This window comes from Nocardia sp. NPDC005366 (assembly GCF_040606855.1).
Lineage (GTDB): Bacteria > Actinomycetota > Actinomycetes > Mycobacteriales > Mycobacteriaceae > Nocardia.
Window position 1 is genome coordinate 68,145 of record NZ_JBEXFQ010000002.1, and the last position, 25,278, is coordinate 93,422.

The 25,278-nt window shown below is 66.5% G+C and carries 25 protein-coding genes; 9 read left to right on the forward strand and 16 right to left on the reverse strand.

Going from position 1 to position 25,278, the window contains the following annotated elements; genetic code table 11:
* Positions 1-427 precede the first annotated feature (427 nt).
* Positions 428-1,591, forward strand: coding sequence for a lytic murein transglycosylase (locus tag ABZS43_RS02560; protein WP_355034046.1), 1,164 nt, complete (start codon positions 428-430; stop codon positions 1,589-1,591).
* Positions 1,592-1,713: 122 nt separating this feature from the next.
* On the forward strand, positions 1,714-2,574 hold the full coding sequence (locus tag ABZS43_RS02565; protein WP_355034047.1) for a helix-turn-helix transcriptional regulator: 861 nt from the start codon (positions 1,714-1,716) through the stop codon (positions 2,572-2,574).
* A gap of 13 nt (positions 2,575-2,587) precedes the next feature.
* Here the strand turns inward: ABZS43_RS02565 and ABZS43_RS02570 are convergent, their stop codons facing one another.
* Both ABZS43_RS02570 and ABZS43_RS02575 read right to left on the reverse strand, forming a co-directional pair.
* Entirely contained in the window at positions 2,588-3,400 is an 813-nt protein-coding gene (locus tag ABZS43_RS02570; protein WP_355034048.1) for an ABC transporter permease, read from the reverse strand.
* Positions 3,397-4,209 carry an ABC transporter permease gene (locus tag ABZS43_RS02575; RefSeq protein ID WP_355034359.1) on the reverse strand — a complete coding sequence of 271 codons (813 nt, stop codon included), beginning with the start codon at positions 4,207-4,209 and terminating at the stop codon, positions 3,397-3,399. The genes ABZS43_RS02570 and ABZS43_RS02575 overlap by 4 nt, the downstream gene beginning before the upstream one ends.
* Before the next feature lie 222 nt (positions 4,210-4,431).
* Here ABZS43_RS02575 and ABZS43_RS02580 point away from each other — a divergent pair, with 222 nt between their 5' ends.
* Entirely contained in the window at positions 4,432-5,841 is a 1,410-nt protein-coding gene (locus tag ABZS43_RS02580) for an APC family permease (RefSeq protein ID WP_355034049.1), read from the forward strand.
* Between the two features lie 82 nt (positions 5,842-5,923).
* Entirely contained in the window at positions 5,924-6,409 is a 486-nt protein-coding gene (locus tag ABZS43_RS02585; protein WP_355034050.1) for a hypothetical protein, read from the forward strand.
* Here ABZS43_RS02585 and ABZS43_RS02590 read toward each other — a convergent pair.
* On the reverse strand, positions 6,406-6,879 hold the full coding sequence (locus ABZS43_RS02590; RefSeq protein ID WP_355034051.1) for a hypothetical protein: 474 nt from the start codon (positions 6,877-6,879) through the stop codon (positions 6,406-6,408). The genes ABZS43_RS02585 and ABZS43_RS02590 overlap by 4 nt on opposite strands.
* Before the next feature lie 127 nt (positions 6,880-7,006).
* Positions 7,007-7,765 carry an SDR family oxidoreductase gene (locus ABZS43_RS02595; RefSeq protein ID WP_355034052.1) on the reverse strand — a complete coding sequence of 253 codons (759 nt, stop codon included), beginning with the start codon at positions 7,763-7,765 and terminating at the stop codon, positions 7,007-7,009.
* 70 nt (positions 7,766-7,835) lie between these two features.
* On the opposite strand from ABZS43_RS02595, the gene ABZS43_RS02600 reads away from it, so the two are divergent.
* Both ABZS43_RS02600 and ABZS43_RS02605 read left to right on the forward strand, forming a co-directional pair.
* Positions 7,836-8,177: a helix-turn-helix domain-containing protein gene (locus tag ABZS43_RS02600; protein WP_355034053.1), complete on the forward strand. Its 342-nt coding sequence runs from the start codon at positions 7,836-7,838 to the stop codon at positions 8,175-8,177.
* A 148-nt stretch (positions 8,178-8,325) separates the two neighbouring features.
* The gene (locus ABZS43_RS02605; protein ID WP_355034054.1) at positions 8,326-8,850 is read left to right on the forward strand and encodes a peroxynitrite isomerase; all 525 of its coding nucleotides are present in this window, start codon (positions 8,326-8,328) and stop codon (positions 8,848-8,850) included.
* On the opposite strand, the gene ABZS43_RS02610 is transcribed toward ABZS43_RS02605, so the two are convergent.
* The 5 genes from ABZS43_RS02610 to dxr form a co-directional block, all read right to left on the reverse strand.
* Complete coding sequence (locus tag ABZS43_RS02610) at positions 8,844-10,613, reverse strand: penicillin-binding transpeptidase domain-containing protein (protein ID WP_355034360.1); 1,770 nt, start codon at positions 10,611-10,613, stop codon at positions 8,844-8,846. The genes ABZS43_RS02605 and ABZS43_RS02610 overlap by 7 nt on opposite strands.
* A 112-nt stretch (positions 10,614-10,725) precedes the next feature.
* Positions 10,726-11,589 (reverse strand): GNAT family N-acetyltransferase, encoded by an 864-nt coding sequence (locus tag ABZS43_RS02615; RefSeq protein ID WP_355034361.1) that lies wholly within the window; start codon positions 11,587-11,589, stop codon positions 10,726-10,728.
* A gap of 104 nt (positions 11,590-11,693) precedes the next feature.
* Positions 11,694-12,848, reverse strand: a complete 1,155-nt coding sequence (gene ispG / locus ABZS43_RS02620) for a flavodoxin-dependent (E)-4-hydroxy-3-methylbut-2-enyl-diphosphate synthase (RefSeq protein WP_355034055.1) — start codon at positions 12,846-12,848, stop codon at positions 11,694-11,696.
* Between the two features lie 195 nt (positions 12,849-13,043).
* Positions 13,044-14,246 (reverse strand): M50 family metallopeptidase, encoded by a 1,203-nt coding sequence (locus tag ABZS43_RS02625; protein WP_355034056.1) that lies wholly within the window; start codon positions 14,244-14,246, stop codon positions 13,044-13,046.
* A 216-nt stretch (positions 14,247-14,462) separates the two neighbouring features.
* Complete coding sequence (gene dxr, locus ABZS43_RS02630) at positions 14,463-15,602, reverse strand: 1-deoxy-D-xylulose-5-phosphate reductoisomerase (protein ID WP_355034057.1); 1,140 nt, start codon at positions 15,600-15,602, stop codon at positions 14,463-14,465.
* 107 nt (positions 15,603-15,709) lie between these two features.
* Between dxr and ABZS43_RS02635 the strand changes: the two genes are divergently transcribed.
* Positions 15,710-15,979, forward strand: a complete 270-nt coding sequence (locus tag ABZS43_RS02635) for a DUF2631 domain-containing protein (protein WP_355034058.1) — start codon at positions 15,710-15,712, stop codon at positions 15,977-15,979.
* 57 nt (positions 15,980-16,036) lie between these two features.
* Here ABZS43_RS02635 and ABZS43_RS02640 read toward each other — a convergent pair whose 3' ends face one another.
* A complete protein-coding gene (locus tag ABZS43_RS02640; RefSeq protein ID WP_355034059.1) occupies positions 16,037-16,969 on the reverse strand; it encodes a LysR family transcriptional regulator in 933 nt (310 codons plus the stop codon).
* 102 nt (positions 16,970-17,071) lie between these two features.
* Here ABZS43_RS02640 and ABZS43_RS02645 point away from each other — a divergent pair, with 102 nt between their 5' ends.
* A complete protein-coding gene (locus tag ABZS43_RS02645) occupies positions 17,072-17,485 on the forward strand; it encodes a DUF5997 family protein (protein WP_355034060.1) in 414 nt (137 codons plus the stop codon).
* 24 nt (positions 17,486-17,509) lie between these two features.
* Here the strand turns inward: ABZS43_RS02645 and ABZS43_RS02650 are convergent, their stop codons facing one another.
* Both ABZS43_RS02650 and rlmN read right to left on the reverse strand, forming a co-directional pair.
* Positions 17,510-19,282 carry a protein kinase gene (locus tag ABZS43_RS02650; protein ID WP_355034061.1) on the reverse strand — a complete coding sequence of 591 codons (1,773 nt, stop codon included), beginning with the start codon at positions 19,280-19,282 and terminating at the stop codon, positions 17,510-17,512.
* Positions 19,283-19,743: 461 nt separating this feature from the next.
* On the reverse strand, positions 19,744-20,853 hold the full coding sequence (gene rlmN / locus ABZS43_RS02655) for a 23S rRNA (adenine(2503)-C(2))-methyltransferase RlmN (RefSeq protein ID WP_355034062.1): 1,110 nt from the start codon (positions 20,851-20,853) through the stop codon (positions 19,744-19,746).
* Between the two features lie 145 nt (positions 20,854-20,998).
* On the opposite strand from rlmN, the gene ABZS43_RS02660 reads away from it, so the two are divergent.
* Complete coding sequence (locus ABZS43_RS02660; protein ID WP_355034063.1) at positions 20,999-21,316, forward strand: lipopolysaccharide assembly protein LapA domain-containing protein; 318 nt, start codon at positions 20,999-21,001, stop codon at positions 21,314-21,316.
* A 38-nt stretch (positions 21,317-21,354) separates the two neighbouring features.
* On the opposite strand, the gene ABZS43_RS02665 is transcribed toward ABZS43_RS02660, so the two are convergent.
* The 4 genes from ABZS43_RS02665 to tsf all read right to left on the reverse strand — a co-directional run bounded on the left by ABZS43_RS02665 (position 21,355) and on the right by tsf (position 25,129).
* Complete coding sequence (locus ABZS43_RS02665; protein ID WP_355034064.1) at positions 21,355-22,473, reverse strand: phosphatidate cytidylyltransferase; 1,119 nt, start codon at positions 22,471-22,473, stop codon at positions 21,355-21,357.
* A 105-nt stretch (positions 22,474-22,578) separates the two neighbouring features.
* On the reverse strand, positions 22,579-23,136 hold the full coding sequence (frr, locus tag ABZS43_RS02670) for a ribosome recycling factor (protein ID WP_355034065.1): 558 nt from the start codon (positions 23,134-23,136) through the stop codon (positions 22,579-22,581).
* Positions 23,137-23,186: 50 nt separating this feature from the next.
* On the reverse strand, positions 23,187-23,915 hold the full coding sequence (gene pyrH, locus ABZS43_RS02675; protein WP_355034066.1) for a UMP kinase: 729 nt from the start codon (positions 23,913-23,915) through the stop codon (positions 23,187-23,189).
* Between the two features lie 389 nt (positions 23,916-24,304).
* Positions 24,305-25,129: a translation elongation factor Ts gene (tsf, locus tag ABZS43_RS02680; RefSeq protein ID WP_355034067.1), complete on the reverse strand. Its 825-nt coding sequence runs from the start codon at positions 25,127-25,129 to the stop codon at positions 24,305-24,307.
* Positions 25,130-25,278: the final 149 nt, after the last annotated feature.

The window sequence follows — 25,278 nt, forward strand, 5'->3', positions numbered from 1 at the left end:
GATCAGTCAATATGCAGCAATCACTATTCGAGTCGCGGACCCGCGTGGATGGATTCCAATATGGACACGGCGCGGATTCGAATAAGCCGTGTTCGAGGCATAGAAATTGATCCGCCTTCGAGGTCAATCGACCAGTTGATCAGCGCGCTCCGCCGCACTGTCGCGGAGGCAACGCACACGATTCACCCTCATAGCAGACTGTCAGTTACCATCCCGGCCACCGCCGATCCGATGGACCATCCCGACCATGGGCCGGAGAGATCCAGCTATGTGATCACCGATTCGCCACTCGAAATCATTTCGACGTGGCTATCGGATGCGTTATGTTAGTGAGTGTTCTCATACTTCTGGACGATGGCGTTCGGAGTCTCGGCAGGCCGGATGCGGTCGCGCCGCGGTCCCCCGACGTCGGGATAGGTGTGACCGCATGCGTTTGTCCGCTCCGATCACCGTGTCGGCACTGATCGCGGTCGGTGTTGTCGTATCGGGTTCCGTACCGGCCACCGGGGTTTCGGCGGCACGCGATACCGCGGACCCCGCTCCCGCCGCGAGCGAATCGACCGCGCGGGAGCCCTCCCCCGACAGCGCCGTCGGCCTGCTGTCCGTCGTTCCGGATTCCCCACGCAGACTGCACGCGGTGACCCCCGGCGCCGCCGAGGTGGTTCCGGCAGGCGCCACGGTGCCGCTGCGGGAGATTTCCCTCCCCGAAAATGTTGGCGCACTCGGGATTCCCGAGATCGCGCTCGCCGCCTACCGCAACGCCGAGCTCGCCATGGAGTCGTCGAGACCGGGCTGCGGACTGACCTGGCATCTGTTGGCCGGTATCGGTCGGATCGAGTCGGGGCATGCCTCCGGCGGGCGCACCGATGCCGCGGGCACCACGGTGCAACCCATCTTCGGGCCCGCCCTGGACGGCACCCTGCCCGCCAACGAGGTGATTCCCGCGGCGGGCGGCGGATATGTGCGCGCGCTCGGCCCGATGCAATTCCTGCCCGATACCTGGAACCGGTACGCCGCCGACGGCAACGGCGACGGAATCGAGGACCCGCACAACGTCTTCGACGCCGCCCTCGGTGCGGGAAACTACCTCTGCTCGGGCGATCTCGACCTGCGCGACCCGGCCCAGGAGCTGCGCGCGGTACTGCGCTACAACAATTCGATGTCCTATGCCACCGACGTGCTGAGCTGGTCGGCGGCATATCACACCGGCGGAACACCCCGGCGGGTCGCCCTCTCCCCCGAACTCGTTCCGCCCGGCTCGGCGCCGATCGGACCCGGCCCCGCGGTCCTGGCGGCGAACACACCACCGAGGGGCAGGCCGATACCGCTCGAGCCGATGGCCCGAACCAGCGCGCCGGTCCGCGTGACGCCGCCGCTGGTGACGATGCCCGGTGTCACCGTCGAGTGCGGAATCCTCTGCGCGCCAATCGTGCCCGAACACCCCGAACCACCCGTCGAACGGTCGCCCGATCCCGCGCCCTTCCACCTGGAGGAGCAACCGCAGGTATCACCGGCGCCACCGCCTGCCCACCAGCCGAGTATCAACCTGCCATTCGGCATCGTCGTGCCCCTGCCGATGCCCCAGACCTGACGCACGGCGATAACGCGGGAACCGTGTGCCGGATATTCGGCGAATTCGTGCCGATGCGAGACCGCCGATATGTCGTCCGAATATCTGGTCCGAATGCCGTGCGAGGTGAAAGGATTGGCGCCATGGCAGGCAAGCGCACCGTTCTCACCGCCGGTCTGCGCCGCTTGGCCGCTTTGCTGTTCGAAATGCGCGAAGGCGTCGGGCTCAGCAAGGAAGAGGTCAGCGGCAGAACCGGCATCAATGTCACCACCCTGTATCGCATCGAGGCGGCGCAGGCCCGTCCGCAGCGGCGCACCCTGATGACGCTTCTCGATCTGTACGACATCGAACCCGATCGGCGTAGATATGCCCTGGACCTGCTGTCGGACGCGCAGAAACCGGGGATGTCACGGCCCTACGAAGCGAATTTGACCGAGGTCTATTCGGCATACATCAATTTCGAGTCCGAGGCGCTGTCCGCGCGGCACTACCAGACCTCCTACATCCCCGGTCTACTGCAGACCCCGCAGTACGCGAGCGCGGTCATCGATACCTCGATGCCGAAGGTCGAGGCGGCCGTCACCGAGAGTCGGGTGTCCGCGCGGATGAACCGCGCCACCGTGCTCACCAAAGACGAACCACTCGAGCTGTGGGTGGTGCTCGACGAGGCCGCTATCCGCCGTGTGGTCGGCGGGACCGAAGTCATGTACGGGCAGCTGAAAAAGCTCATCGATCACAGCAAGATGAAAAATGTCATCCTGCAAATACTTCCGTTCGACGCGGGCGCGCATCCCGGTATGGCTGGATCGTTCACGCTGCTCGATTTCCCCGAACCCAACGATCCGGAACTGGTGTACGTCGAAGGTATCGCGGGCGACGAACTGATCGAGGGGCACCTCGAAATCCGCCGCTTCGGCGTGATTTTCGACCAGTTACGCGCCATGGCCCTGAGCCCGCGCGACTCCATGGACCGCATCGAGAAGATCGCCGAGGAGCTGACCTGAGCCAGCGCCGGATTCAGCCGCGACTGGCACGGCGGTAGCCGACGCCCGCCGGAATCGCGAACACCGCGATCGCCCCGATCGACCATGCGACGGTGGCCAGCAGCGGTTCGCGTACCGGACCGCCCGCCGACAGCCCGCGCATCGCGTCGATCGCGTGACTCATGGGCTGGTTGGCGACGATAGGCTGCGCCCAGCCCGGATACGCGGGCAGCGGCACGAATCCGGTGCTGAAGAACATCATCAGCGACGATCCGAGCGAAATCGCCTCCACCAGGGCCGCATTGGCCGTGTACGTGGCGACGGCGGTGACCAGGGTCGCGAATCCGAGCCCGAACATCAGCGGAACACCGAACAGCGCGATACCGGCGAGCAGCCCACGCTCGAACCGGAAGCCGAGTACAACCCCCACCGCGAACATGACCGTGGTGCACAGCAGGATTCGTATGCCCTCGGCCAGGATCCTGGCGGCCGGTCCCGATATTCGATGCACCGGCAGCACCCAGAATCGGGCCAACAGTCCGGCATCGCGTTCACGGCCCAGCGTCACCGCACCGGCCAGCGATCCGGACATCACCCCGACCAGCGCCACCATCGGCACCGTCCCGTAGAGCGCGTTCATCCCGGATACCGCCGAAATCTGCTTGCCGAGCACGGTATTCAGCATGACGAGCAGTAGCGCGGGGAATACCAGCGATTGCACGACGGTGAGCGGATCGCGCCACCAGCGCACCAACAGCCGCTGGGTCTGGATCAGCGTCTGCGGTCCCGCCCCGCGCCAGGTCTCGGTCGGTCCGGCGGCGACGGGCAGCCGCAATGTCCGCGTCATCCCGATCTCCGCATCACCACGACGGCGGCCCACCCGGCGAAGACGAGCAGCAGGCCCAGCGCCCAGGCCAACCCCGGACCGAGCACCGCCCACCCGACCACGCCCGCATTGCCGGACGGATCCCCCGCCAGCGCCCGAAGGGCGTACACGAATTGGGAGATCGGCTGATTCCGCGCGAAACCCTGCATCCAGGCGGGAAATTGTTCGGCCGGGGCGAAACCCGTCGAGACCATGCCGAGGATCAACTGCGGCATGATGAGCAACTGGGTGGTCGCCTCCGGGCTCTGCGACACCGTCCCCAGCACATCCGCGCCCAGGCACAGCGTCAGCGCGATCAGCAGTGCGAAGGCGAGGAAGCCCACCGTATCCGCGAAACCCCCGTAGAAGCGCACCCCGATGACGTATCCGCACACCACCGCGGCGGCCAGCGCGATGGCGGCGCGATACATCGCGGCGGTGAGTCGCGCCGTCAACGGAAGCGCCGCGGGCATCGGCAGCGAGCCGAAGCGCGAATTGAGACCGTCCCTGGCGTCCATCGCGGCGCGGAACGCCGCGGAGGTCGCGCAGAAGGAGACCGACTGCATGACGATCATCGGCATCAGGAACTGCGCGTAGCTGCTCAGTCCGTGCCCGTACAGGTTCATCACCGTATTCAGCGGGACGTAGAAGCCGATCGTGAAGACGGTGGGCGCGGCGACGGCCGTCAACAACTCGCCGTTGCGCGGCGACTGTCTGATCAACCGACAGGCGAGCACCCACCACTGCGCCAACACCGGCGCCCGTGGCGCGACCCGCTGATCACTGGTCATCTGCACCCTTCCCATCCTGCGCGAGCGGCATCCCGGTTTCCGGCAGCACGCCCGTGGGGCGGCATGTCGGAGTGGACGCTGACCTTCGGATGAACGCGACAGCGGTGGAAGCGGTTCACCATCGAGACGGATTCGATGCGCGAGCGGTCACCCTACGGCGGCCGCGTCGCGGGCGAGAATGGGTATCCCACATCTGTTCGCGACCCCACAGGAGAACACCACATGGCCGATGTGACCGCCGAACCGGGCGCCACACCAGAACCGACCTTGAAACGGGTGATGGGCCCCGGACTGCTCCTGCTGTTCGTCGTCGGCGACATCCTCGGCACCGGGATCTACGCGCTCACCGGCAAGGTAGCCAATGAGGTCGGCGGGGCGGTGTGGGTGCCGTTCCTCGTCGCGTTCCTGGTCGCGCTGGTCACCGGTCTCAGCTACCTGGAGTTGGTGACGAAATATCCCCATGCCGCAGGCGCCGCGCTCTATACGCACAAGGCGTTCGGCATCCACTTCGTCACATTCATGGTCGCCTTCGCGGTGATGAGTTCGGGCATCACCTCGGCCGCCACCGCGTCGAGAGCGTTCGCCGCGAATTTCGCCGAAGCCTTGGATTTCGACCTCGGCACGGGTATCGGCGTCACGCTCATCGCCCTCGCCTTCATGCTCGTGGTGGCGGCGATCAATCTGCGCGGCGTCAGCGAGGGCGTGAAGCTCAATGTCGTGCTCACCTGCGTCGAGTTGAGCGGGCTGCTGATCGTCATCGCCATCGGGTTGTGGGCGCTCGGCGTCGGCGACGGCGATTTCGGACGCATCACCGAATTCGACACCGGTGACCGCAGCGCTGTCGGCGGTGTCGTCGTCGCGACCACCCTGGCCTTCTACGCGATGGTGGGATTCGAGGATTCGGTGAATATGGCCGAGGAATGCAAGGAGCCGAGCCGAATCTTCCCGAAAGTCCTGCTGGCCGGACTGCTGCTCACCGGCGCCATCTACGTCGTCGTCTCGATCACCGCGATCGCCCTGGTGCCGGCCGATCAACTCGGGCAGGGCGACACTCCGCTACTGAAGGTCGTCGAAGTGGGCGCGCCCGCGTTCCCCACGCATATCTTCGCGTTCATCACCATGTTCGCGGTGGCCAATTCCGCCCTGATCAATATGCTGATGGCCAGCCGCCTGCTCTACGGCATGGCACGCAAAGGGGTCATCCCGCGCCCGCTCGGCAGGGTGCACGCCTCCCGCCGTACCCCGCACCTGGCCATCGCGTTCACCACGGTGCTCGCACTCGGGCTGATCTTCTTCGTGGGCGAAGTGCCCGAACTCGGCGGAACCACGGCGTTGCTGCTACTCGCCGTCTTCACCATCGTCAATGTGGCGGTACTGGTGCTGCGCCGGGATACCGTCGAGCACAGCCACTTCCGCACCCCGACGCCGCTTCCCGTGGTCGGCGCGCTCAGCTGCGGATTCCTGGTGACGCCATGGACGGATCGCAATACCGATCAGTACGTCATCGCCGGGGCGCTGCTCGCCATCGGCGTTGTCCTGTGGGCGCTCAACTACCTGGTCGTTCGGGTAACCCACAGCGAATCGCCGGCCGCCGAGCAGGTTCCGACACCGGAATCCGAACGCGGCGAATAACGCGGCGCCGGAGCGCATCGCGGCGGTCATGTCCGATATGCGGTGATGACGCCGCGCGACCGAATGGGTAAGGTGGGCCCGGATGACCAGCATGGAAGCCCGCATCGGTGACGCTACCCGGGCGGTGCCCCTCCCCAATCCGTGGAATTTGAATGCCTACCTCGGCGAGGTCGCCGCATATCGGGGACGCTCCATCTCCGTGCGTCAGGTTCCCGGGGAGATGCTCGCGGAGAGGGGTTGTCGCGGCAAGGGTCTGTGGGTCGCCCGCACACACGACGACATCATCGTCTACGACGCCGACGCCATCGACCGCAACGCCGACCACATCATCCTGCACGAAATCGGCCATATGCTGCTCGGGCACGGGAAGGCCGAGGACGAGCCGACCGCACCGATGCCGACGACCCTGGCCTCGCTGTTCCCCTCTCTCTCGATCCAGCATGCGCTGGGCCGCACCGAATTCGGCGCCGATCGCGAACAGGAGGCCGAGGTCTTCGCCGATATGACGATGGTCTACGCGACACTTCCCCGCAAGAAGGGACGCGGGTTCCGGCTCTTCGGCCGCTAGCAGGCGTCCGGTACGCGGTGGGTGCCCGCGCGTAGTCCGTCCACGAGATCCTGGTAGGTATCGGCCAATTCGTGCACCCGAACCCAGACGCTGTCGAGCACCGACTCCGGTGCGTGGGCCAATGTCACGCAGACCTGGGTGACACGCTCGGCGAGCCGATCGACCACCTGCCCGACCGTCATGTCATAGGTGCCGACCTCCCCGTACGGCACCGGCGTCGTCAACGTCATCCACCGATCTATGCTGCGCACCAACTGCAGCCGCCGCCGATCGATGCCCGCCGCCTCGGACAGCGGTGTGCGCTCGCGGATCTCGTGCAGGCGCGCCAATTCGACCGCCGCCTCCAGCATCGGATGTCCGTCATGGCTCAACCCGCCGCAGACCGCGACAACCATCTCCTTGCCGGGCACCAACCAGTGGTCGCCCACACCGCTCATCGCCCGCGTCGCCCGCTCATCGGTATCCGACATCATCAAATCGTCTCCCAAATGTGACCGAACGGGTACCGGAAACCGAGCGGACAACCCGGTCGTCCCGTATGTCCGCCCCACAGGAACCACGGAATTCGCGAATCCGAGGTATTGGGCCAACCGGTCGCTAGGTCCCAGGAAGGGCCAGGTAGTCCTGCCCGCCGACGTATACCGTGTGCCCGGACTCCGCCGTGTCCTCGGTGGCCGCGGCGACGGCGGCGGCGAATTCGATGACGGTCGGCAGGTCGCCGTGGTCCTTGCGCGCCGATACCGCGTCGGGGTTCCTGCGTTCGAGTAGGCGCACGATAATGGTGCCGTCGATTATGTCTCCCGAGACGACCCGAAGCTCCACACCGTGCGCCGCGAGTTCGGGGATCATCGCCCGCAGGGCATCTTCCCCGGCACGTTTGCTCGCCGCGATGGGTTCGTAGTCGGCCGGCACCGGTTTGCGTCCGTGGAAGTGCGCCTGATGGCTGGTGACGAAGACGACGCGTCCACCGGAGCGCATACACGGCAGCGCCGTTCGCACCAGCCGCTCCTGAGCGTCGCGATTGATGGCCATCGCGTAGCCGGGACCGGCCTGGCGTTCCAGCCCGCCAGAGGCGTTCAGGACCAGCACATCCAGCCTGCCGAATTCGGCCGCGACGCCGTCGATCAGGGTGCGCGCGGCATCGGGTTCGGCGATATCGGCGCCGGCGATGGACGCGCTACCTCCGGCAGCCCTGATCTCCTCGGCGATCACCTCGGCCCGTTTGCGCTTCTCTCGATAGTTGACGACGACGTGATCGCCGCCCGCCCCGAGGATGCGCGCCGTTTCGGCGCCGATTCCCCTCGACGCGCCGGTGATCAGGACGATTCGTCGTCCCGTGTTCTGTCCTGCGCGCATTGCCGTCCCTCCCGATCGCCGGTCATCCCATGACATTGCTTCTAAATCAGAATCACTATGGTAGTTCGAAATGGGAAGCGCAAGTGGGGCCAAACCACCCCGTGGCCGGGACGACCCCGCCGACGAACCGATGCTGACGACCATGGATCTGCTGGGCCAGCGGTGGATGATGCGCGTGCTCTGGGAGTTGGAACCCGCTCCCCTCGGCTTCCTGGAACTGCGCCGGCGCATGGGCCAGTGCTCGTCGAGCATGCTCTCGGTGCGCCTGCACCACCTTCAGACCGCGGGCCTGATCGTGAAGACCCCCGCCAAGACGTACGAACTCACCACGGCGGGAACCGAGCTCACCGCGGCACTGCAACCCCTGTGGACCTGGTCGAAGCGCTGGGCGACCGACCTGAAACCGACCTAGCGGGAGCGGTCACTCGTCGTCGGCGCGGCGCCGAGACACCCGATTCGGCCGTCGAAGGACGCGGGAACCTTCGACTGCGCACAGTGCGGAAATCGACAGGTTCGGCCGACTCTGCCGCCGGGACGCGACCTCGGCGACGCGGCGCACTATGCTGTCGCGCGTGGTCGAACCTCAACCCTCCGTCGCCCCCCATCCGGATATCGCTCCGCTCGCGCCGCTGCTCGGCATATGGCGCGGCGGGGGGCACGGCGAATACCCGACCATCGAATCCTTCGACTACCTGGAGGAAGTGCGCTTCGGCCACCTCGGCCGTCCCTTCCTCACCTACCGGCAACGCACCCGTGCCGCCGACGGCAGCAGGCCGATGCACGCCGAAACCGGCTACCTGCGCTGCCCGAGTCCGGATCACGTCGAGCTGATCCTTGCCCACCCCATGGGTATCACCGAGATCTGCGAGGGCGGGCTCAGCATCAGCGACGGCGCGCTGCGGATGGAATTCGACTCGACCAGTATCGGGTGCAGCAGCACGGCGAAACTGGTCACCGCGCTCGGCCGGTCGTTCACCCTCGAGGGCGACACCATCGATTACACCCTGCGGATGGCCGCGGTCGGCGAGCCGTTGACCCACCACCTGGCAGCCACACTGCGCCGCGCCGCGCCGACAGCTCAGTAACCCGGCGGCAGCGCGGCGAACATATCGCGGGTGACGCTCACCGCGTTGTCCGAACTCCCGCCCTTCACCAGCAGCGTGGCGAACGCTATATCCCCGCGATAGCCGACGAACCACGAATGGGATCCGCCCTCGACCTCGGCCTCCCCCGTCTTGCCGTACACCTCGCCCTGATCGATGATCCGCTCGGCGGTGCCGCCGATGACCACCTTGCGCATCATCATCCGCAATCCCTCGATGACCTCGGGCGCGATCGCTGGCCGATCCCCGTCGATGACGGTGGGACGACCGGCGATCAGATACGGCACCGGCGCGGCCCCCTTGGCGATGGTCGCGGCCATGACCGCCATGCCGAACGGGCTCACCACCACCTTGCCCTGGCCGATGCCGTCTTCCGCGCGCTGCACCCTGTCCTCGGCGGGCGGCACCGAACCCGAGATGGTCGGCAACCCGGCCACGGTGTAGCCCGGCCCAACCCCGAATTGCGCGGCGGTGGTGTGCAGTGCGTCGCCGGGCAATTCGCTCGCGAGTTCGGCGAAGGACGTATTGCACGAGCGTTCATAGGCGGTCGCCATGGGCACGCTACCGACGGCGAACAGATTGTAGTTGGGAATCGTGCGCTCCCCGATGACGATTCGGCTCGGGCACGGCACCTCGGTATCGGGAGTGGCGAGACCGGTTGCCATGGCCGCGGCGGCGGTCACCGTCTTGAAAACCGAACCCGGCGGGTACTGCCCGACGGTCGCCACCGGACCCTCCCGATCGGCCGCCCTGTTCTGCGCCACCGCGAGAATGGCTCCGGTGGAGGGTTTCAGCACCACCATCATGGTCTGGTCGGTGGGCGCGTCGACCGCCTGCTGCGCGGCGGCCTGGACGAAGCGATCGATACTCAGCGAGAACGACGGGGTGGGCTGAGACGGAACCTCTTTCAGCACATCGGTATCGACGCCGTTGGCGTTCATGGTGACCACGCTCCACCCCGCCTTGCCGTCCACCTCCGCGATCACCGTCTTGCGCACCTGCGCCAGCAGATCCGGGGCGAACCCACGTTCGGTGGGGATCAGATCCCACTGCTGGGTCAGCGTCACCCCGGGCAGGCCGAGCAATTCGGCTCTGACCTCGTCGAATTCGACCTCGCTCAACAGCGCTACGGTGTGCGCGCCGTCGGCGGCTCGCGCGGACCCCAGGATGGACTCGGGGGTAAGCTGCTCGTCGAAGCGGATCAGCGCCGCCGCCAGCGCGTTCGACACCGCAGTCGCATCCGTCGCGGCGGCGGGTCTGAAGGCGACCCTGGTCACCTTGCCCGGCACCATCACATCGCTGCCGGACGATTCGTTCACCCGCGCGCGCGGCGGCGGGTTCGCGCGCAACACCATGGTCTGGGTATCACCGAGTTTGGGATGGATATTCGACGAGGTCCAGCGCACGACCCAGCGACCGTCGCTGCGGCCCATCTGCAATTGACCGGTATAACGCCAGATCCGATCCTTGGGCAGTTTCCACTCGTAGGTGTATTCGACGGTCGCGGTATCACCGGTGACCCTGGCCGCGCCCGTCTCGGCGGTCATCGCCTCGGCCTGCAATTTCGTCCATGCCGATTCCATTGCGGCAGAGGCTTTCTCGGGCACCGTGGTGAGTCGAGACGCCCGATCCGGATTCCGGTCGGCGAAGGCGGACACGAAAGCGTCGGCGGCGGGCACCGGCCCCTGCGAGCCGACCGAGCAGCCCGCCGCCGCGACGGCGAGCACGATAATCGCGGGCTGCATGAGCATGCGAATCCACATCGGCACTGATGGTATAGACAACTATCGGCAAACGCCTGGGACGCGCGCGGATTTCGACTCGACACGCGGCAATTCGGCGTCGGCGTGGCGCGATTCAGTCGAGTAGCACCGTGGCGAACGTCGCGATCTGACGGAACCCGACCCGCCCGTACGCGCGGCGGGCCACCCGGTTGTAGTCGTTGACGTACAAACTGGCGGTCCGGCCGGAGGCCACCACCGCGTTCGCGATCGCGGCCGTGCCCACCGTGCCGAGGCCGTGACCGCGGCGGTCCGGGTGCACCCAGACCCCTTGGATCTGGCCGGTGCGCCGGGACAACGACCCGACCTCGGCCTTGAAGACGACCTCACCGTCTTCGAAACGCGCCCAGGCGCGGCCCGATTCGATCAGACTCTGAATGCGTCGCCGATAGCCGCGGCCGCCGTCACCGGCGCGCGGGTCGACACCGACTTCCTCGATGAACATGGAGATGGCGGCGGTGAGATAGCGGTCCAGTTCATCCGGCCTGGCCCGGCGCACCTGCGGATCGGGCGTCGTCAGCGGCGGCTGCGCGAGCGCGAGCAGCGGTTGTTCGCCGCGCAATTCGCGAGCCGGACCCCAGCGTTGCGACAGCAACTCCCACAGCGGCAGCGCCAACTCCTGACGGCCGACCACCGACGAACAGACCCGGGGCCAGCGTGCCGCGCGGTCGGCGAACGCGCGAAGGGCAGCGCGATCACCACGCAAGGGGACGAGATTGGCGCCGGAGAAGCACAGCGACTCGGTCGGGCCGCCCCGGCTCCACAGTTCGCCGGTCCCCGCTCGCGCGTCGAGACCGAATTCCTGCAATCGAGCCGCGACCATACACGACGCCACCGGATCGGCGTCCAGGACACGGAGAACCTGTGCCAGATCTCGGTGCGCCAGCTGACGCGCGGGGGCGAACCTCGCCCGTCGCGTCGGCTCGAGCAGACTCCGCACATCGACAGCCTGCCACGAAATGCGCGGATTTGGTATGCGCATCAGGAAAGAACATTCCGGGGCGAGGCCGCGCACCCCCGCACACGGCCTCGAATCTTCGGCCTCTAGCTGACGGTGACCACCGGTTCGCCGGACGCGTCCTCGCCCATCTGCTCCGCGATGCGCATGGCTTCCTCGATGAGGGTTTCCACGATCTGGGCCTCGGGCACGGTCTTGATGACCTCTCCCTTGACGAAGATCTGCCCCTTGCCGTTACCGGATGCGACACCGAGATCGGCCTCACGAGCCTCACCCGGACCGTTCACCACGCAGCCCATCACGGCGACGCGCAAGGGCACCTCCATGCCCTCCAATCCGGCCGAAACCTCGTTGGCCAGGGTGTAAACATCCACCTGGGCGCGTCCGCACGACGGACAGGAGACGATCTCGAGTTTGCGCGGGCGCAGATTCAGCGACTGCAGGATCTGCCCGCCGACCTTGACCTCCTCGGCGGGCGGCGCGGACAACGACACCCGAATGGTGTCGCCGATGCCCTCGCTCAGCAATGCGCCGAATGCCACCGCGGATTTGATCGTGCCCTGGAACGCCGGACCGGCCTCGGTGACGCCGAGATGCAACGGGTAATCCGATCGCGCCGCCAACTGCCGGTACGCCTCGACCATGATCACCGGATCGTTGTGCTTGACCGAGATCTTGATATCGCCGAACCCGTGTTCCTCGAACAGGCTCGCCTCCCACAGCGCCGACTCGACCAGTGCCTCCGGGGTGGCCTTGCCGTACTTCTCCAACATCCGCTTGTCCAGCGATCCGGCGTTGACGCCGATGCGGATCGGAATACCCGCCGCGCCCGCCGCCTTCGCGACCTCGCCGACGCGGCCGTCGAACTCCTTGATATTGCCCGGATTGACCCGCACCGCCGCACAGCCCGCATCGATCGCGGCGAAAATGTAGCGCGGCTGGAAATGGATATCCGCGATCACCGGAATCTGCGATTTGCGGGCGATCGTCGCCAGCGCGTCCGCGTCCTCCTGACGAGGGCACGCCACTCGCACGATGTCGCATCCGGAGGCTGTCAACTCCGCGATCTGCTGCAGGGTGGCGTTGACATCGTGGGTTTTGGTCGTGGTCATCGACTGCACGGAGATCGGGTGGTCGCTGCCGACGCCGACGCCGCCCACCGTCAACTGGCGGGTCTTTCGGCGGGGCGCGAGAACGGCCGCCGGTGCGGCGGGCATACCCAATCCGATTGTGCTGGTCACTTTCGGGTGCCTTCTTTCCTGCGTTCTCTGAGCGTGGTTCTCTGAGCGTGGTTCGCTGAGCGTGGTTCGCTGAGCGTGCCGTTCGCCTGCCAAGCTTAGTCGCGCGAATCAGGACGTCACCTTGTGACGACGGTGACATGCTCGCTGTCCCCGATCGCACCCGTCGAAAACCGTCGTCGTGGATCAGCGGACGGATCAGGGGAAAAGCCGAACCGGATTCACGATGTCGGCGACCAGCGTGAGCACCATATACGCGCCACCCATCACCACTGCGACGTAGGTCACGGGTAGCAGTTTGAGGTAATCCACCGGGGCGCCGGGGGCCAGCCCCTTCACGGCGCGGATCGAATTACGCACCTTCTCGTACAGCACCACCGCGATATGGCCGCCGTCCAACGGCAGCAGCGGCAGGATATTGAACGCGCCGAGGAAGAAGTTCAGGCTGGCCAGCATCAGGATGAAAACGCTCCACAGCCCGCGCTCGGCGGTCTCGCCACCGATCCGGCTCGCGCCGTACACGCTGATCGGCGCTTCCGGATCGCGCTCGCCGCCGGTGACCGCGGTCCACAGCGCCGAGACCTTCTTCGGCATCTGGGCCAGCGATTCGAAGGTGCGCACGAACATGTCGCCGGTGAACACGGCGGAGGCCGGGATCGCGGCGAGCACGCCGTACTGCTCCGGCTCGTAGAAGTCGGCGCCGACGCCGACCGCGCTGACTTCCTTGCCGGGACCGCCGCCCTCCGGATAGCGCATCACCCGCACCGGATCGACCGGGATGGTGAGGGTCTGCCCGTCGCGTTCGACGGTGTAGGCGAACAGGCCGGTCTGCTTCTGGGTTTCGGCCTGGAATTGCTTCCACGTCGCCACCGGCACGCCGTTGACCGTCTTGACCACGTCACCGCGCCGCAGCCCCGCCGTCTGCGCCGGTCCGGTGCCGGTGCAGGGCTGGGTGGTGCCGTCCGGATTCTGCTGCGGCACGCATCCCATCGTGCCGAGCGCGGTGGCGGGCGGCTGATCGAAACGCGGCAGCCCCCAGCCGATCGCGAGCACGGCGACCAGGACGAAACCGAGCACGAAGTTCATCGCGATACCGCCGGACATCACCACCAGCCGCTTCCAGGTGCTCTGGCGGTACATGGCGCGGTCCAGGTCTTCCGGGGCCAATTCGTCGAGCGCCGTCATGCCCGCGATATCGCAGAATCCGCCGAGCGGCAGCGCCTTGAGCCCGTATTCGGTCTCACCGCGCCGGTAGGAGAACACCTTCGGACCGAAGCCGATGAAATAGCGGCGCACCTTCATGCCGGTCGCCTGAGCGGCCCACATGTGTCCGCATTCGTGCAGCGCGATCGATATCGTGATACCGAGGGCGAACAACGCGAACCCCAACGCGAACACCATTGATGTACAGCCCTCCTGCGTTACGCAGCTCGCCTCGACACGACCGCTGGATCGGCCGCTATTATCCGCCGCGCCCGCATCCGGTCCCGGCCGCGAACACCCGACCACAGTAACCGGACGCCGACCGACCTCACCTCACAAGTCTGCCAGGCGACGGTCACACCGCGCGTCGGATCGTCGCCTCGCCCCGCGATCACCTCGGCTCTACCGAACAGGTCACGCGCTGACCAGGGCGCGAGCGTATGCACGCGCCCAACTGTCGGCGGCGAGGACATCGGCGAGCGATTCGGGTTCGGTACGCCACCGTTCGGCCGCGTCGACCGCGCGGGCCACGGTGCTCACGATCCCGGGGAAGCGGATATGCCCGTCGAGGAATGCCTGCACCGCGATCTCGTTGGCGGCGTTGTAGACGGCGGTGACACTGCCGCCCGCCTCCCCCGCCTGCCTGGCCAGTTCGACCGCGGGGAACACCTCGGTGTCGACAGGTTCGAAGGTCCATGTCGAGGCGGTTCCGAAATCACAGGCCGCAGCCGCGCCCGGCACCCGGTCCGGCCAGCCGAGAGCCAGTGCGATGGGCAGTCTCATATCGGGCGGACTGGCCTGGGCCAGGGTCGAACCATCGGTGAAGGTGACCATGGAATGCACGATCGACTGCGGATGCACCGTGACGTCGATCCGGTCATAGGGGATGCCGAACAGCAGGTGGGTCTCGATCAACTCCAGCCCCTTGTTCACCAGCGACGCCGAGTTCAGGGTGTTCATCAAACCCATGGACCAGGTGGGATGCGTTTTGGCCTCCGCCGGATTCACCGATTCCAGCATCTGCGCGGTCCACCCGCGGAACGGGCCGCCGGAGGCGGTGAGAACCAGCCGGTCCACCTCCTCGGCACGCCCGCCGCGCAGACATTGGGCCAGTGCGGAATGTTCCGAATCGACCGGGACGATCTGGCCGGGAGCCGCCGCCCTCGTCACCAGCGAACCACCCGCGACAAGCGATTCCTTATTCGCCAGCGCCAACCTGGTGCCAGATTCGAGGGTGGCCAGCGTCGGCTCGAGACCGAGGGAGCCGACCAGCGCGTTCAAGACGACGTCGGCCTCGGTGCGACGCACCAGTTCGGTGACCGCTGCCGGGCCGCCGAACGGCACACCCAATGCCCGCGCGGCGGCGGCATCGGCGACCGCGACATTGCGAGTACCGGTGGCCGCCATCTGCGCCGCGAGCAATTCGGCATTGCCGCCACGCGCGGCCAGCCCGACCACCTCGAACTTGTCGGGGTTGGCGGCGATCACCTCGAGTGCTTGGGTACCAATGGATCCGGTGCTGCCCAGCAGCAGAACTCTCACGATGTCGGACACGGCCCCATTGTGGCAGGGTCACTGGCTACGACGGACGGTCGTATGCCACGATATCGGTGAAATACCGGAATCGGGATCACCCCGGAACCTCGAGCTAAGGAGCGATCGTGGCCGCCACGGAACTCGAACCCGCCAACACCGAGCGCGCCGTCGTCACTCACGTCGATACCGCCGAGGTTCCTTCGGCCGCGTGGGGCTGGAGTGGTGAGGCGCCGCGCACGTTCAAGATCGCGGGCGTCGTCGTCGCGATCATCCTGCTCGGAATGCTCATCGGAAACCACAAAGGCCACGTCGAGGACATCTTCCTGATCGGCTTCGCGGTGGCGATCCTCGGATTCATCGGCTACGACAAGATCCTCTCGCGCAAGCCGCGCTGATCCCGCGCGCACACGTTCACTCGCCGTCCCCGCCCCGCGCGGAGACGGCGTTCGTGTTCAGCGGCCGCGGCGTTTCGCGGGCTTCTTCTTCGCGGAATGCTTACCCGGAGTGGGCTTCTCGGCCGCTGCGGGGCGCTTGGCAGCGGTCGGGCGTCGCCGGTCCGTGGCGGCGGGTGAGCGGGAGCTGCGTTCGGAGCGGCCTCGCACGATGCCGATGAATTCCTCGACCAGATCGGTGGTCCGTGCGGCGGGCCAGGCGAGGGCGATCTCGGTGTCGGGGGCGTCGGTGACCGTGCGGTAGACGAGGTCGCGGCGGGCGTGCAGGCGAGCGATGGAATGCGGGACGACGGCGTGACCGACGCCGGCGGCGACCATTTCCAGGGTGACCGCGGCGTCATCGATCGCATGGCCTTCCTGCATCCGCTCATCGGCCAGATCAGCCACGCTGACCTCGGTGAACACCGAGATCGGATGATCCTTGGGTACGACGACCACGGGAACCTCGCGGTAGAGCGGGATGGCGTTCAGGCCCTCGCGATCGATCGGGAGACGAACGAAGCACATATCGACACGATCCTCGCGCAGGGCATCCAGTTGGTCCGCCGCCGTGAGCGCAACCACCTCCAGCGCGATATCCGGGAATCGTTCACCCCAGACGCGGGTCCACTTGGACACGGTCACTCCGGGAACGAATCCGACCCGCAAACCGGGCCGCGCATCCGAATCCTGTTGCCCGCCCGAAACTTCGGCAGCGGCGATCAATGCGGGCGCGGCGGCCAGGAACGCGCGCCCGTCCTCGGTGAGTTCGGTCGGCTGGGCGCCGGGCACGAACAGTTTCGTGCCCAACTCCTCTTCCAGATCGAGGACGGTCCGGCTCAGCTTCTGCCGGGAGATATTCAAGGATTTCGCCGCCCGCGCGAAATGCAATTCCTGCGCGACCGCGGCGAACCACCGCACGCGGGTGACGTCGATCGACTCGAACCGGCTCATTGCATGAAGGTTAGCCGCTTCGACCTGCGGCGAATCGGACGGTCGCGCCGAAGCGGTCCGGTGGTGGCGATGCGTTCCCGTGGCGTCGATTAAGCTCAGTGGGTGAGCCAGGAGCAGAAACCGCAGACCATGAAGCCGCTGACGGCGGCGAATAAGCTCGGCATCTACCTTCCTGCGACCCCCGAGGAGTTTCGCAACTCCACTGTCTCGCGCGCCGAGTTGGAGAAATTGCGCACCGATCCGCCCGCGTGGCTGACCGAATTGCGCCGCACCGGCCCCTTCCCGCGCGATGTCGTCGCCCGCAAACTCGGTATCTCCAACAGCGGACTCGCCCGCGCCGAGGTCTCCGATGCCCTCACCGCCGAGCAGATCGACGCGCTGCTCGCCGACCCCCCGGCCTGGCTCCTGCGCGAGCGCGAAACGCACGCCGCCGTGCGAGCGGAGAACGAGCGCATCAAGGCCAAGGAGGCCGAGCGTCGCGCCGCGACCAACCGTCCGGCCAAGAATCGCGGCTGACCGACACCGTCCCGATTTTCCCGGTCAGGTGAGCGGTACGGTTTTCAGCTTCTCGACGAGTTTGTCCATTCCGCCTGACCCGAGGGCGAACGTCAAAATCCATCGGGCGCGAGACGGGTCGTCGAAGGTCGTGACGATCAACGGGTACTCGTTGTTGTAGGCGCTGGTGTACATCACGCGACGATCGGTGCGATTACCGGTGGTACTCGTCCCCTGATCGCTCGCTGCGGCCAGGAACCCGCTCAATGCCCGCTGCGCCGCGCCCTCCGTGTCGTAGGTGTAGAACGTATAGGCCAAGGTGGCTTTGTTCTGGAGTAGGCACTCCCATCGCGCCTGCCAATGATCGAGCGCGGACAGGTCACCCTTTTCGGCCTGCCAGTCGTCCCAACCCGATGCGGGGGTGCAGGCGGCCCCCTCGTATCCGGTTCCCTTGTCTCGATTGCCTGCGGGCAGTAACTGCGGGAAAGCCGCGGACATCGCCGATAGATCCTGGTGCCCCTTCGAATGACCCGTCAGTTGCGATACCCAGGTGGTCTCGTCCTTCCACACCCAGACACCACAACCGGCCACCAGCAACGCGATCACACCGAAAATCGTCAAGGCGATCTTCGAACCGTTACGCCGCCGCGGGGGACGAAAGGCGGCGGGCGGACGCGCGGCCGGATAACCGCTTCCCGACGGCCGACCGGCGTTCACCGGTCCGCGACCAGGAGGGCGACCCGCGGGTGGGTAGCCGCCCGCGGGCATCGGCACGGGAGCCCGATAGACGCCGTTCGGCGGCCCGGCCTGCGCGTACCCCGCGCCCTGCGCCGGATGCGCTCCGCCCGGCGCATAGCCGCCCTCGGGCGTCCCCTGGGGGGCGAGGTGACTTCCGGGACCGACGGCTCGGCCGTATGGCTCCACCACGGGCACGGCCAGGGGCATCGACTGCCGGGGGATCGATCGCGGCCCGGTGCCTGGACGAGATCCGTTGCGGCTCAACGCCACCCGCACCGCCGCGGCGAACTCTGCGCAACTGTCGAAGCGGTCGGGCGTACGTTTCGCCAGCGCCCGCCCGAGTACCGCGTCCAGTTCCACCGGTAGGTCCGGCCGATGGGCGGTGACCGGCGGGGGCGGCCGTCGCAGATGTCCTTCGATCACCTGTACCGCGTGCGGCGAGTCGAAGGGCACCGTCGCGCTCAGCAGCCAGTAGAGCGTGCACGCCAGTGAGTACTGGTCGGTGCGGTGATCCAACTGCCCACCGGTCAGCTGTTCCGGCGCCGCGTAAGCCAGGGTGGCGGTGAAACTTCCGGTCTTGGTCAGCTGCCGGGTGTCCTCGCGCGGGCGGGCGATGCCGAAATCGGTGAGCAGCACCCGCTCCTGCCCCGCGCCGTGCGCGAGCAGGATATTGCCGGGTTTCACATCGCGATGCAGCACGTCCTTGGCGTGCGCGTAGTCCAGTGCCGCCGCCGTCTCGGTGATGATCTGCGCGGCCCGGTGCGGCGGCAGGGTGCGCGGATCGACCGTCGAGGCGTCCACGCCGTCGATGTACTGCATGGAGATCCACAGTTGCTCGTCTTCGATGCCCCGATCGAAGACGGTCACGATATTGGGATGATCGAGTTGCGCGACCAGATCGGCCTCACGCTCGAACCTGGCCCGAATCTCGTCGTCGGAGAACAACTCCCGATTCAGCAGCTTCAGCGCTGTCAGCCTGGGCAGTCGCGGATGCCTGGCCAGATACACCGCGCCCATCCCGCCCTGGCCGAGCAATCGCTCGATGCTGTAACCCGCGAATACCTCACCGCTGCGCAGCACCGGGACACCCCCTCGACCGGTTCCGATCAGTTGTCGGCAGCGGACTGCCGTGCGCGGCGGACTGCGTGGCCACGCTTGTCGGCACTGTACACCGCCCACACCCGACGCTCATCCGGCCCATGGAGTGCCCGACGAATCCACGTCGGCGGCAATGCGAATGCGGCCGACTCTTCGCTTCGGACTTCGCATCTCGTCAGACCCGAGCGCTCTGCTCACGCAGGCCATACAACTGAGCGAGTCCGAAGCGAAGCACGTCGGGGTCCTGCTCAGCACGCTCACACAGCGCGTCGCTGAATCCGGCCCCGCTGAAGCACGCCAGGCGACAATTCGATGCGGCCGCCTCTTCAGCACCCAACAACTCTCGTGCGCGAATAAGTCGATCCAGGTGGCTGAGCGGGGCGAATGCCGCCCCTCAGCTCCGCGCATTCGGGCGCGATTCGGTCGAGGGCGGGATGAGCGGATCAGTTCTCGGCGGCGAGCTGGCCGCACGCGGCGGCGATCTCCTGGCCGCGCGTATCGCGCACGGTGCACGGCACGCCCTGGGCGTTCACCCGGCGCACGAATTCCTGTTCGACCGGCTTCGGACTGGCATCCCATTTACTGCCCGGCGTCGGGTTCAACGGGATCACATTGACGTGCACGCGCGAACCGAGTGCTTTGTGCAATTTCTGGCCGAGCATATCCGCGCGCCACGGCTGATCGTTGATATCGCGGATGAGCGCGTATTCGATGGAAACGCGGCGTCCGGTCTTGTCGGCGTAGTACCTGGCGGCGTCGAGAACCTCGGCCACCGGCCAGCGGTTGTTCACCGGAACAAGGGTGTCGCGCAATTGGTCGTCGGGGGTGTGCAGCGACACCGCGAGGGTCACCGAAAGGCCCTCGTCGGCGAGTTTACGAATGGCGGGGGCCAGGCCGACGGTGGAGACGACGACACTGCGCTGGGAGATGCCGAGTCCATCCGGCGCGGGCGAGGTGATACGGCGGACCGCGTCCACCACCCGTTTGTAATTGGCCAGCGGCTCCCCCATGCCCATGAACACGATGTTCGACAGCCGCCCAGGTCCGCCCGCGACCTCACCGTCGCGCAGCGCCGCCGCAGCCGCCCGCACCTGGTCGACGATCTCGGCGGTGGACAGGTTGCGATTCAGCCCGCCTTGGCCGGTGGCGCAGAACGGGCAGGCCATACCGCAGCCCGCCTGGCTGGAGATACACAGCGTATTGCGGTCGGAATAGCGCATCAGCACGCTCTCCAGCAGCGTGCCGTCACCCGCCCGCCACAGCGTTTTGCGCGTTTCCCCGGAATCGCACGCGACATGTTTGACCACCGACAGCAGCGGCGGGAACAGCGCCGCGCCGATCTTCTCCCGCACCGGCGCGGGCAGATCCGTCATCTGCTCCGGATCAGCCTGCAACCTGGCGTAGTACTGCCGGGCGATCTGGTCGGCACGAAATTTGGGCAACCCCAGTTCCTCGACGGCCGCCTTCCGTCCGTCCGCGTCGAGATCGGCGAGATGCCGCGGCGGCATGCCGCGGCGCGGGGCATCGAAAACGAGGGGCAGGGAGACGGTCATAATGCCCCCATTCTCTCATTGGCCCGGTTCCGCGCGTATTCAGGCCGGATCCACACCTGGCGGCACCGGGGGTTCCGCCGGGCGACATGGAGTCCGTCGGGGCGAAATACGTGCGGCCCTGATAGTCGTCGGCAATGATTCAGTCATGTCCACCAACGCCGAAGAACTACCCGACCCCGAGTCGATTCCACCGCAGGCGACCCCCAGGGGCACCGCCAAGAAGTCGATTTCCTCCCGCACCGGCTACGCCTGGGTCGGTCTGGTCGCCGGGGCCCTCATCCTGATCGTCCTGCTGATCTTCATCCTGCAGAACCTGCAGAGCATCCGGGTCAGCCTGTTCTTCTGGGAGTTCAACCTGCCGATCGGCGTCGCGGTTCTGCTGTCGGTGATCGGCGGCGCCCTGGTGATGGCGCTGGTCGGCGGCGTGCGCATCATGCAGTTGCGCCACGCGGCCAAGCGCTAGCGGCCCCGACCGTCGAATCAGGTCGCGCGGACGACGGATCAGATCAAGGTGGACAGAACCAGCCAGGAGACGAAGGCCGAGGGCAACATGGAATCGAGGCGGTCCATCATGCCGCCGTGACCCGGCAGCAGCGTGCCCATGTCCTTGATGCCGAGTTCGCGTTTGATCTGCGATTCGATGAGATCGCCCACCGTCGCCACCAGGACCAGGCCGACGCCGAGTACGACGCCGACCATCGAATTCGCCTGCAGCAGCAACGTCACCGTGAGGAGACCACCGATGACGCTGAAGAGCAGCGAGCCGCAGAAACCCTCCCAGGATTTCTTCGGGCTGATCGACGGCACCATCGGATGCTTGCCGAACAGCACGCCCGCCACGTAGCCGCCGACATCGGAGCACACCACCAGGATCATGAAGGTCAGCACCCGCAGGTTGCCGTCCGTTTCCAGCAACAGCAGCGTCGAGAACGACGCGAGCAACGGAATCCAGGCGAGGGTGAATATGGTGATCGCGGTGTCGCGCAGGAAATTTCGCGGCGCTGTCCGAAGGCCGTGATCGAACAGCCGCCACACCATACACACCAGCGCGGTACCGGCGAATGCCCCCGCCACACCACTGGTGCCGTACGGCCAGCCGAGCCAGAACACCGCCTGACCACCCACGATGAGCGGGATCCGCGGCACGAGGACATCGGCCTCACGCAGCCGCTTGGCGACCTCCCAGGTCGCCACACCGACCGCCGCGCCCACCACCGCGATGAACACCTTCGGCACGAACAGCAGGATGGCGATGACCGAAAGACCGAGACCGAATCCGACAGCGAGCGCGGCGGGCAGATTGCGACCTGCCCGCGAGCCGGATCCCGCGGGGGCGGGCGTGGGTTCGACCGGGCGCTCGGATTCGGCCGGAACCGGGTTCCCGGAAGGCGGTACCGATGTCTCGGCGGATTCGACGGGAGCGGAGGTGGACGAATCGGCGGGCGGTTCGACCTCGGACGCCGACCCGAAATCGGTGGCCCATTCCTTACTGCCGGTTTCGGCGGTCGAAGAATCGCCGGAATGCCCGCGCGGCGATTCAGGTGTGCCGTTCGCCGGCTTCGGCTCCTTCGCCGCACCGGTCGCGGCGGCTTTCTCGGCCACGATTGTCCCGTCGCTCAACTCGTCGTTCCGTTCGTCCCCCACTCGGCAGGTCTTCGGTAGTTACCGATCCGTGACGTGCGCGGCGGCCTGCTTCGTAGGCCCGCCGCCCGCATCCGCGATACCTCAGACCTCGAGCAGTTCAGCTTCCTTGTGCTTGACCAATTCGTCGATCTGACCGACGTATTTGGCGGTGGTCTTGTCGAGCTCCTTCTCGGCGCGCCCGACCTCGTCCTCACCCGCCTCGCCATCTTTCTGGATCCGCGACAGTTCGTCCATGGCCTTGCGACGGACATTGCGGATCGAGACTTTGGCGTCCTCACCCTTGCCCTTGGCCTGTTTGGCCAGTTCGCGGCGCCGTTCCTCGGTGAGCTGCGGCACGGAGATGCGAATGATGTCGCCGTTGTTGGTGGGGTTCACCCCGAGGTCCGAGTTGCGGATCGCGGTTTCGATCGCGTTCAACTGCGCCTGCTCGTAGGGCTTGATCACCACCATGCGCGGCTCGGGCACCGTAATGCTCGACACCTGGGTGATCGGCGTCGGAGAGCCGTAGTAGTCGATGACGATTCGGGTGAACATGCCGGGGTTGGCCCGGCCGGTCCGGATGCCCCCGAGATCATCCTTCGCTACCGAGACGGCTTTCTCCATCTTCTCCTCGGCATCGAAGAGCGCTTCATCAATCACGACCGTTTCCTCCACAGCGTCGTCATCGTCATGATCCGCGGGTCGCGGGGTCAGGACCGAACCAATGTGCCGATCTTCTCACCGGCGACCGCCCGGGCGATATTGCCCTTCGTCAACAAATTGAACACCAGGATCGGCATCTGGTTGTCCATACAGAGACTGAACGCCGTGGCGTCGGCGACCTTCAAACCCCGCTCGATCACCTCTTTATGGGTGATCTCGGTGTACATGGTCGCATTCTCGTCGACCCGAGGATCCGCGCTGAATACGCCGTCGACGGCCTTGGCCATCAGCACCACGTCGGCGCCGATTTCCAGCGCGCGCTGGGCGGCGGTGGTGTCGGTGGAGAAGTACGGCATACCCATCCCGGCGCCGAAGATGACAACGCGCCCCTTCTCCAGGTGACGCTTGGCGCGCAGCGGAAGGTACGGTTCGGCCACCTGCCCCATGGTGATCGCGGTCTGTACGCGGGTGTCGATGCCCTGCTTCTGCAAGAAGTCTTGCAGCGCAAGGCTGTTCATCACGGTGCCGAGCATGCCCATATAGTCCGAGCGCGCTCTGTCCATGCCGCGCTCTTCCAGCTCCGCGCCACGGAAGAAATTGCCTCCTCCGATGACCACCGCCACCTGGATACCGTCTTCGACCACCTCGGCGATCTGTTCGGCGACGGTCTGCACGACATCCGGGTCGAGCCCGACGGTGCCCCCGCCGAACATCTCCCCACCTAATTTCAAAAGCACGCGGCGATATCCTGGACGGTCGGTCCCGGGGTCCGTCATCGGTGCTCTTCTCCCTCGGTGCTGGTTGCCCGCTCGGCAGGCTGGGGGTCAACGGTATTTCGGAGTCGGATGCGCTACATAGAGCGCTCCCATCCTGCCTTACCGAGTTTCGGCGAGCACATAAGCCCCCCTCGGACGGTTCGGCCTCGCGCGAAATCGAATAGCCGATCACGCCCGTGCGAAGATCTGAAACATTCACGCCTCAACAATGTTCCGAAGCATGAACCGTGTGCGGGAATCGCAGGCCTCGCACTGACCGCAACCCTGCGGTGAGCGCCGAGCCCGATTCGGCCGAAACCCGCGCCCGTCGGCATCGCTGATACAACCGCCGACACGCAAAAGGCCTCTCGCACATCAGGATACAACGTGCGAGAGGCCTTCCGATTGAATCAGGCCTGGCCGACCTCGAAGCGGGCGAAGCGGCTCACGGTGACACCGGCCTCGTCCAGCAGGGCCTTGACCGTCTTCTTCGAATCGGTGACCGACGGCTGCTCGAGCAGCACGACGTCCTTGAAGAAGCCGTTGACGCGGCCTTCGGTGATCTTCGGCAGCGCGGCCTCGGGCTTACCCTCTTCGCGAGCGGTCTGCTCGGCGATGCGGCGCTCGTTCTCCACGATGTCGGAGGGAACCTCGTCGCGGGTGACGTACTTGGCCTTGAGAGCGGCGACCTGCATGGCGGCGGCGCGGGCGGCCTCGGCCGCGGCGTCACCCTCGCCGGTGTACTCGATCAGCACGCCGACGGCGGGCGGCAGATCGGTGGCACGCTTGTGCAGGTAGGTCGCGACCGGGCCGTCGTAGGAGACGACGCGACGCAGTTCGAGCTTCTCGCCGATCTTGACGGCCAGCTCCTGCAGCGCGGCGTCGACGGTCCCGCCCGCCAGCGGCAGCGCCTTCAGCTCGTCCAGATCGGCGGGCTTCGCGGTGGCCGCGGCGCTCACGATCTGATCGGCCAACGTCTGGAACTCGGCGTTCTTGGCGACGAAGTCCGTTTCGGAGTTGATCTCGACCAGAACGCCGTCCTTGGCCGCGACCAGGCCCTCGGCCGTGGCGCGCTCGGCGCGCTTGCCCACGTCCTTGGCGCCCTTGATGCGCAGCACCTCGACGGCCTTGTCGAAATCACCCTCGGTCTCGGTCAGCGCGTTCTTGCAGTCCATCATCCCGGAGCCGGTCAGCTCCCGGAGCCGCTTCACATCGGCAGCGGTGTAGTTCGCCATGGGTGGCGAGCCTCCTTCGAGAAAGTGCGCGACGGGCGGCGACTGTCATCCGCCCGAACGCTCCTGAGTACTGGGCAGCGGTGATCACGATGGCACAGCCTCGTGATCACCGCCGGAACAGTGTCTGAATACCGCGTTCCAGGTGAGTC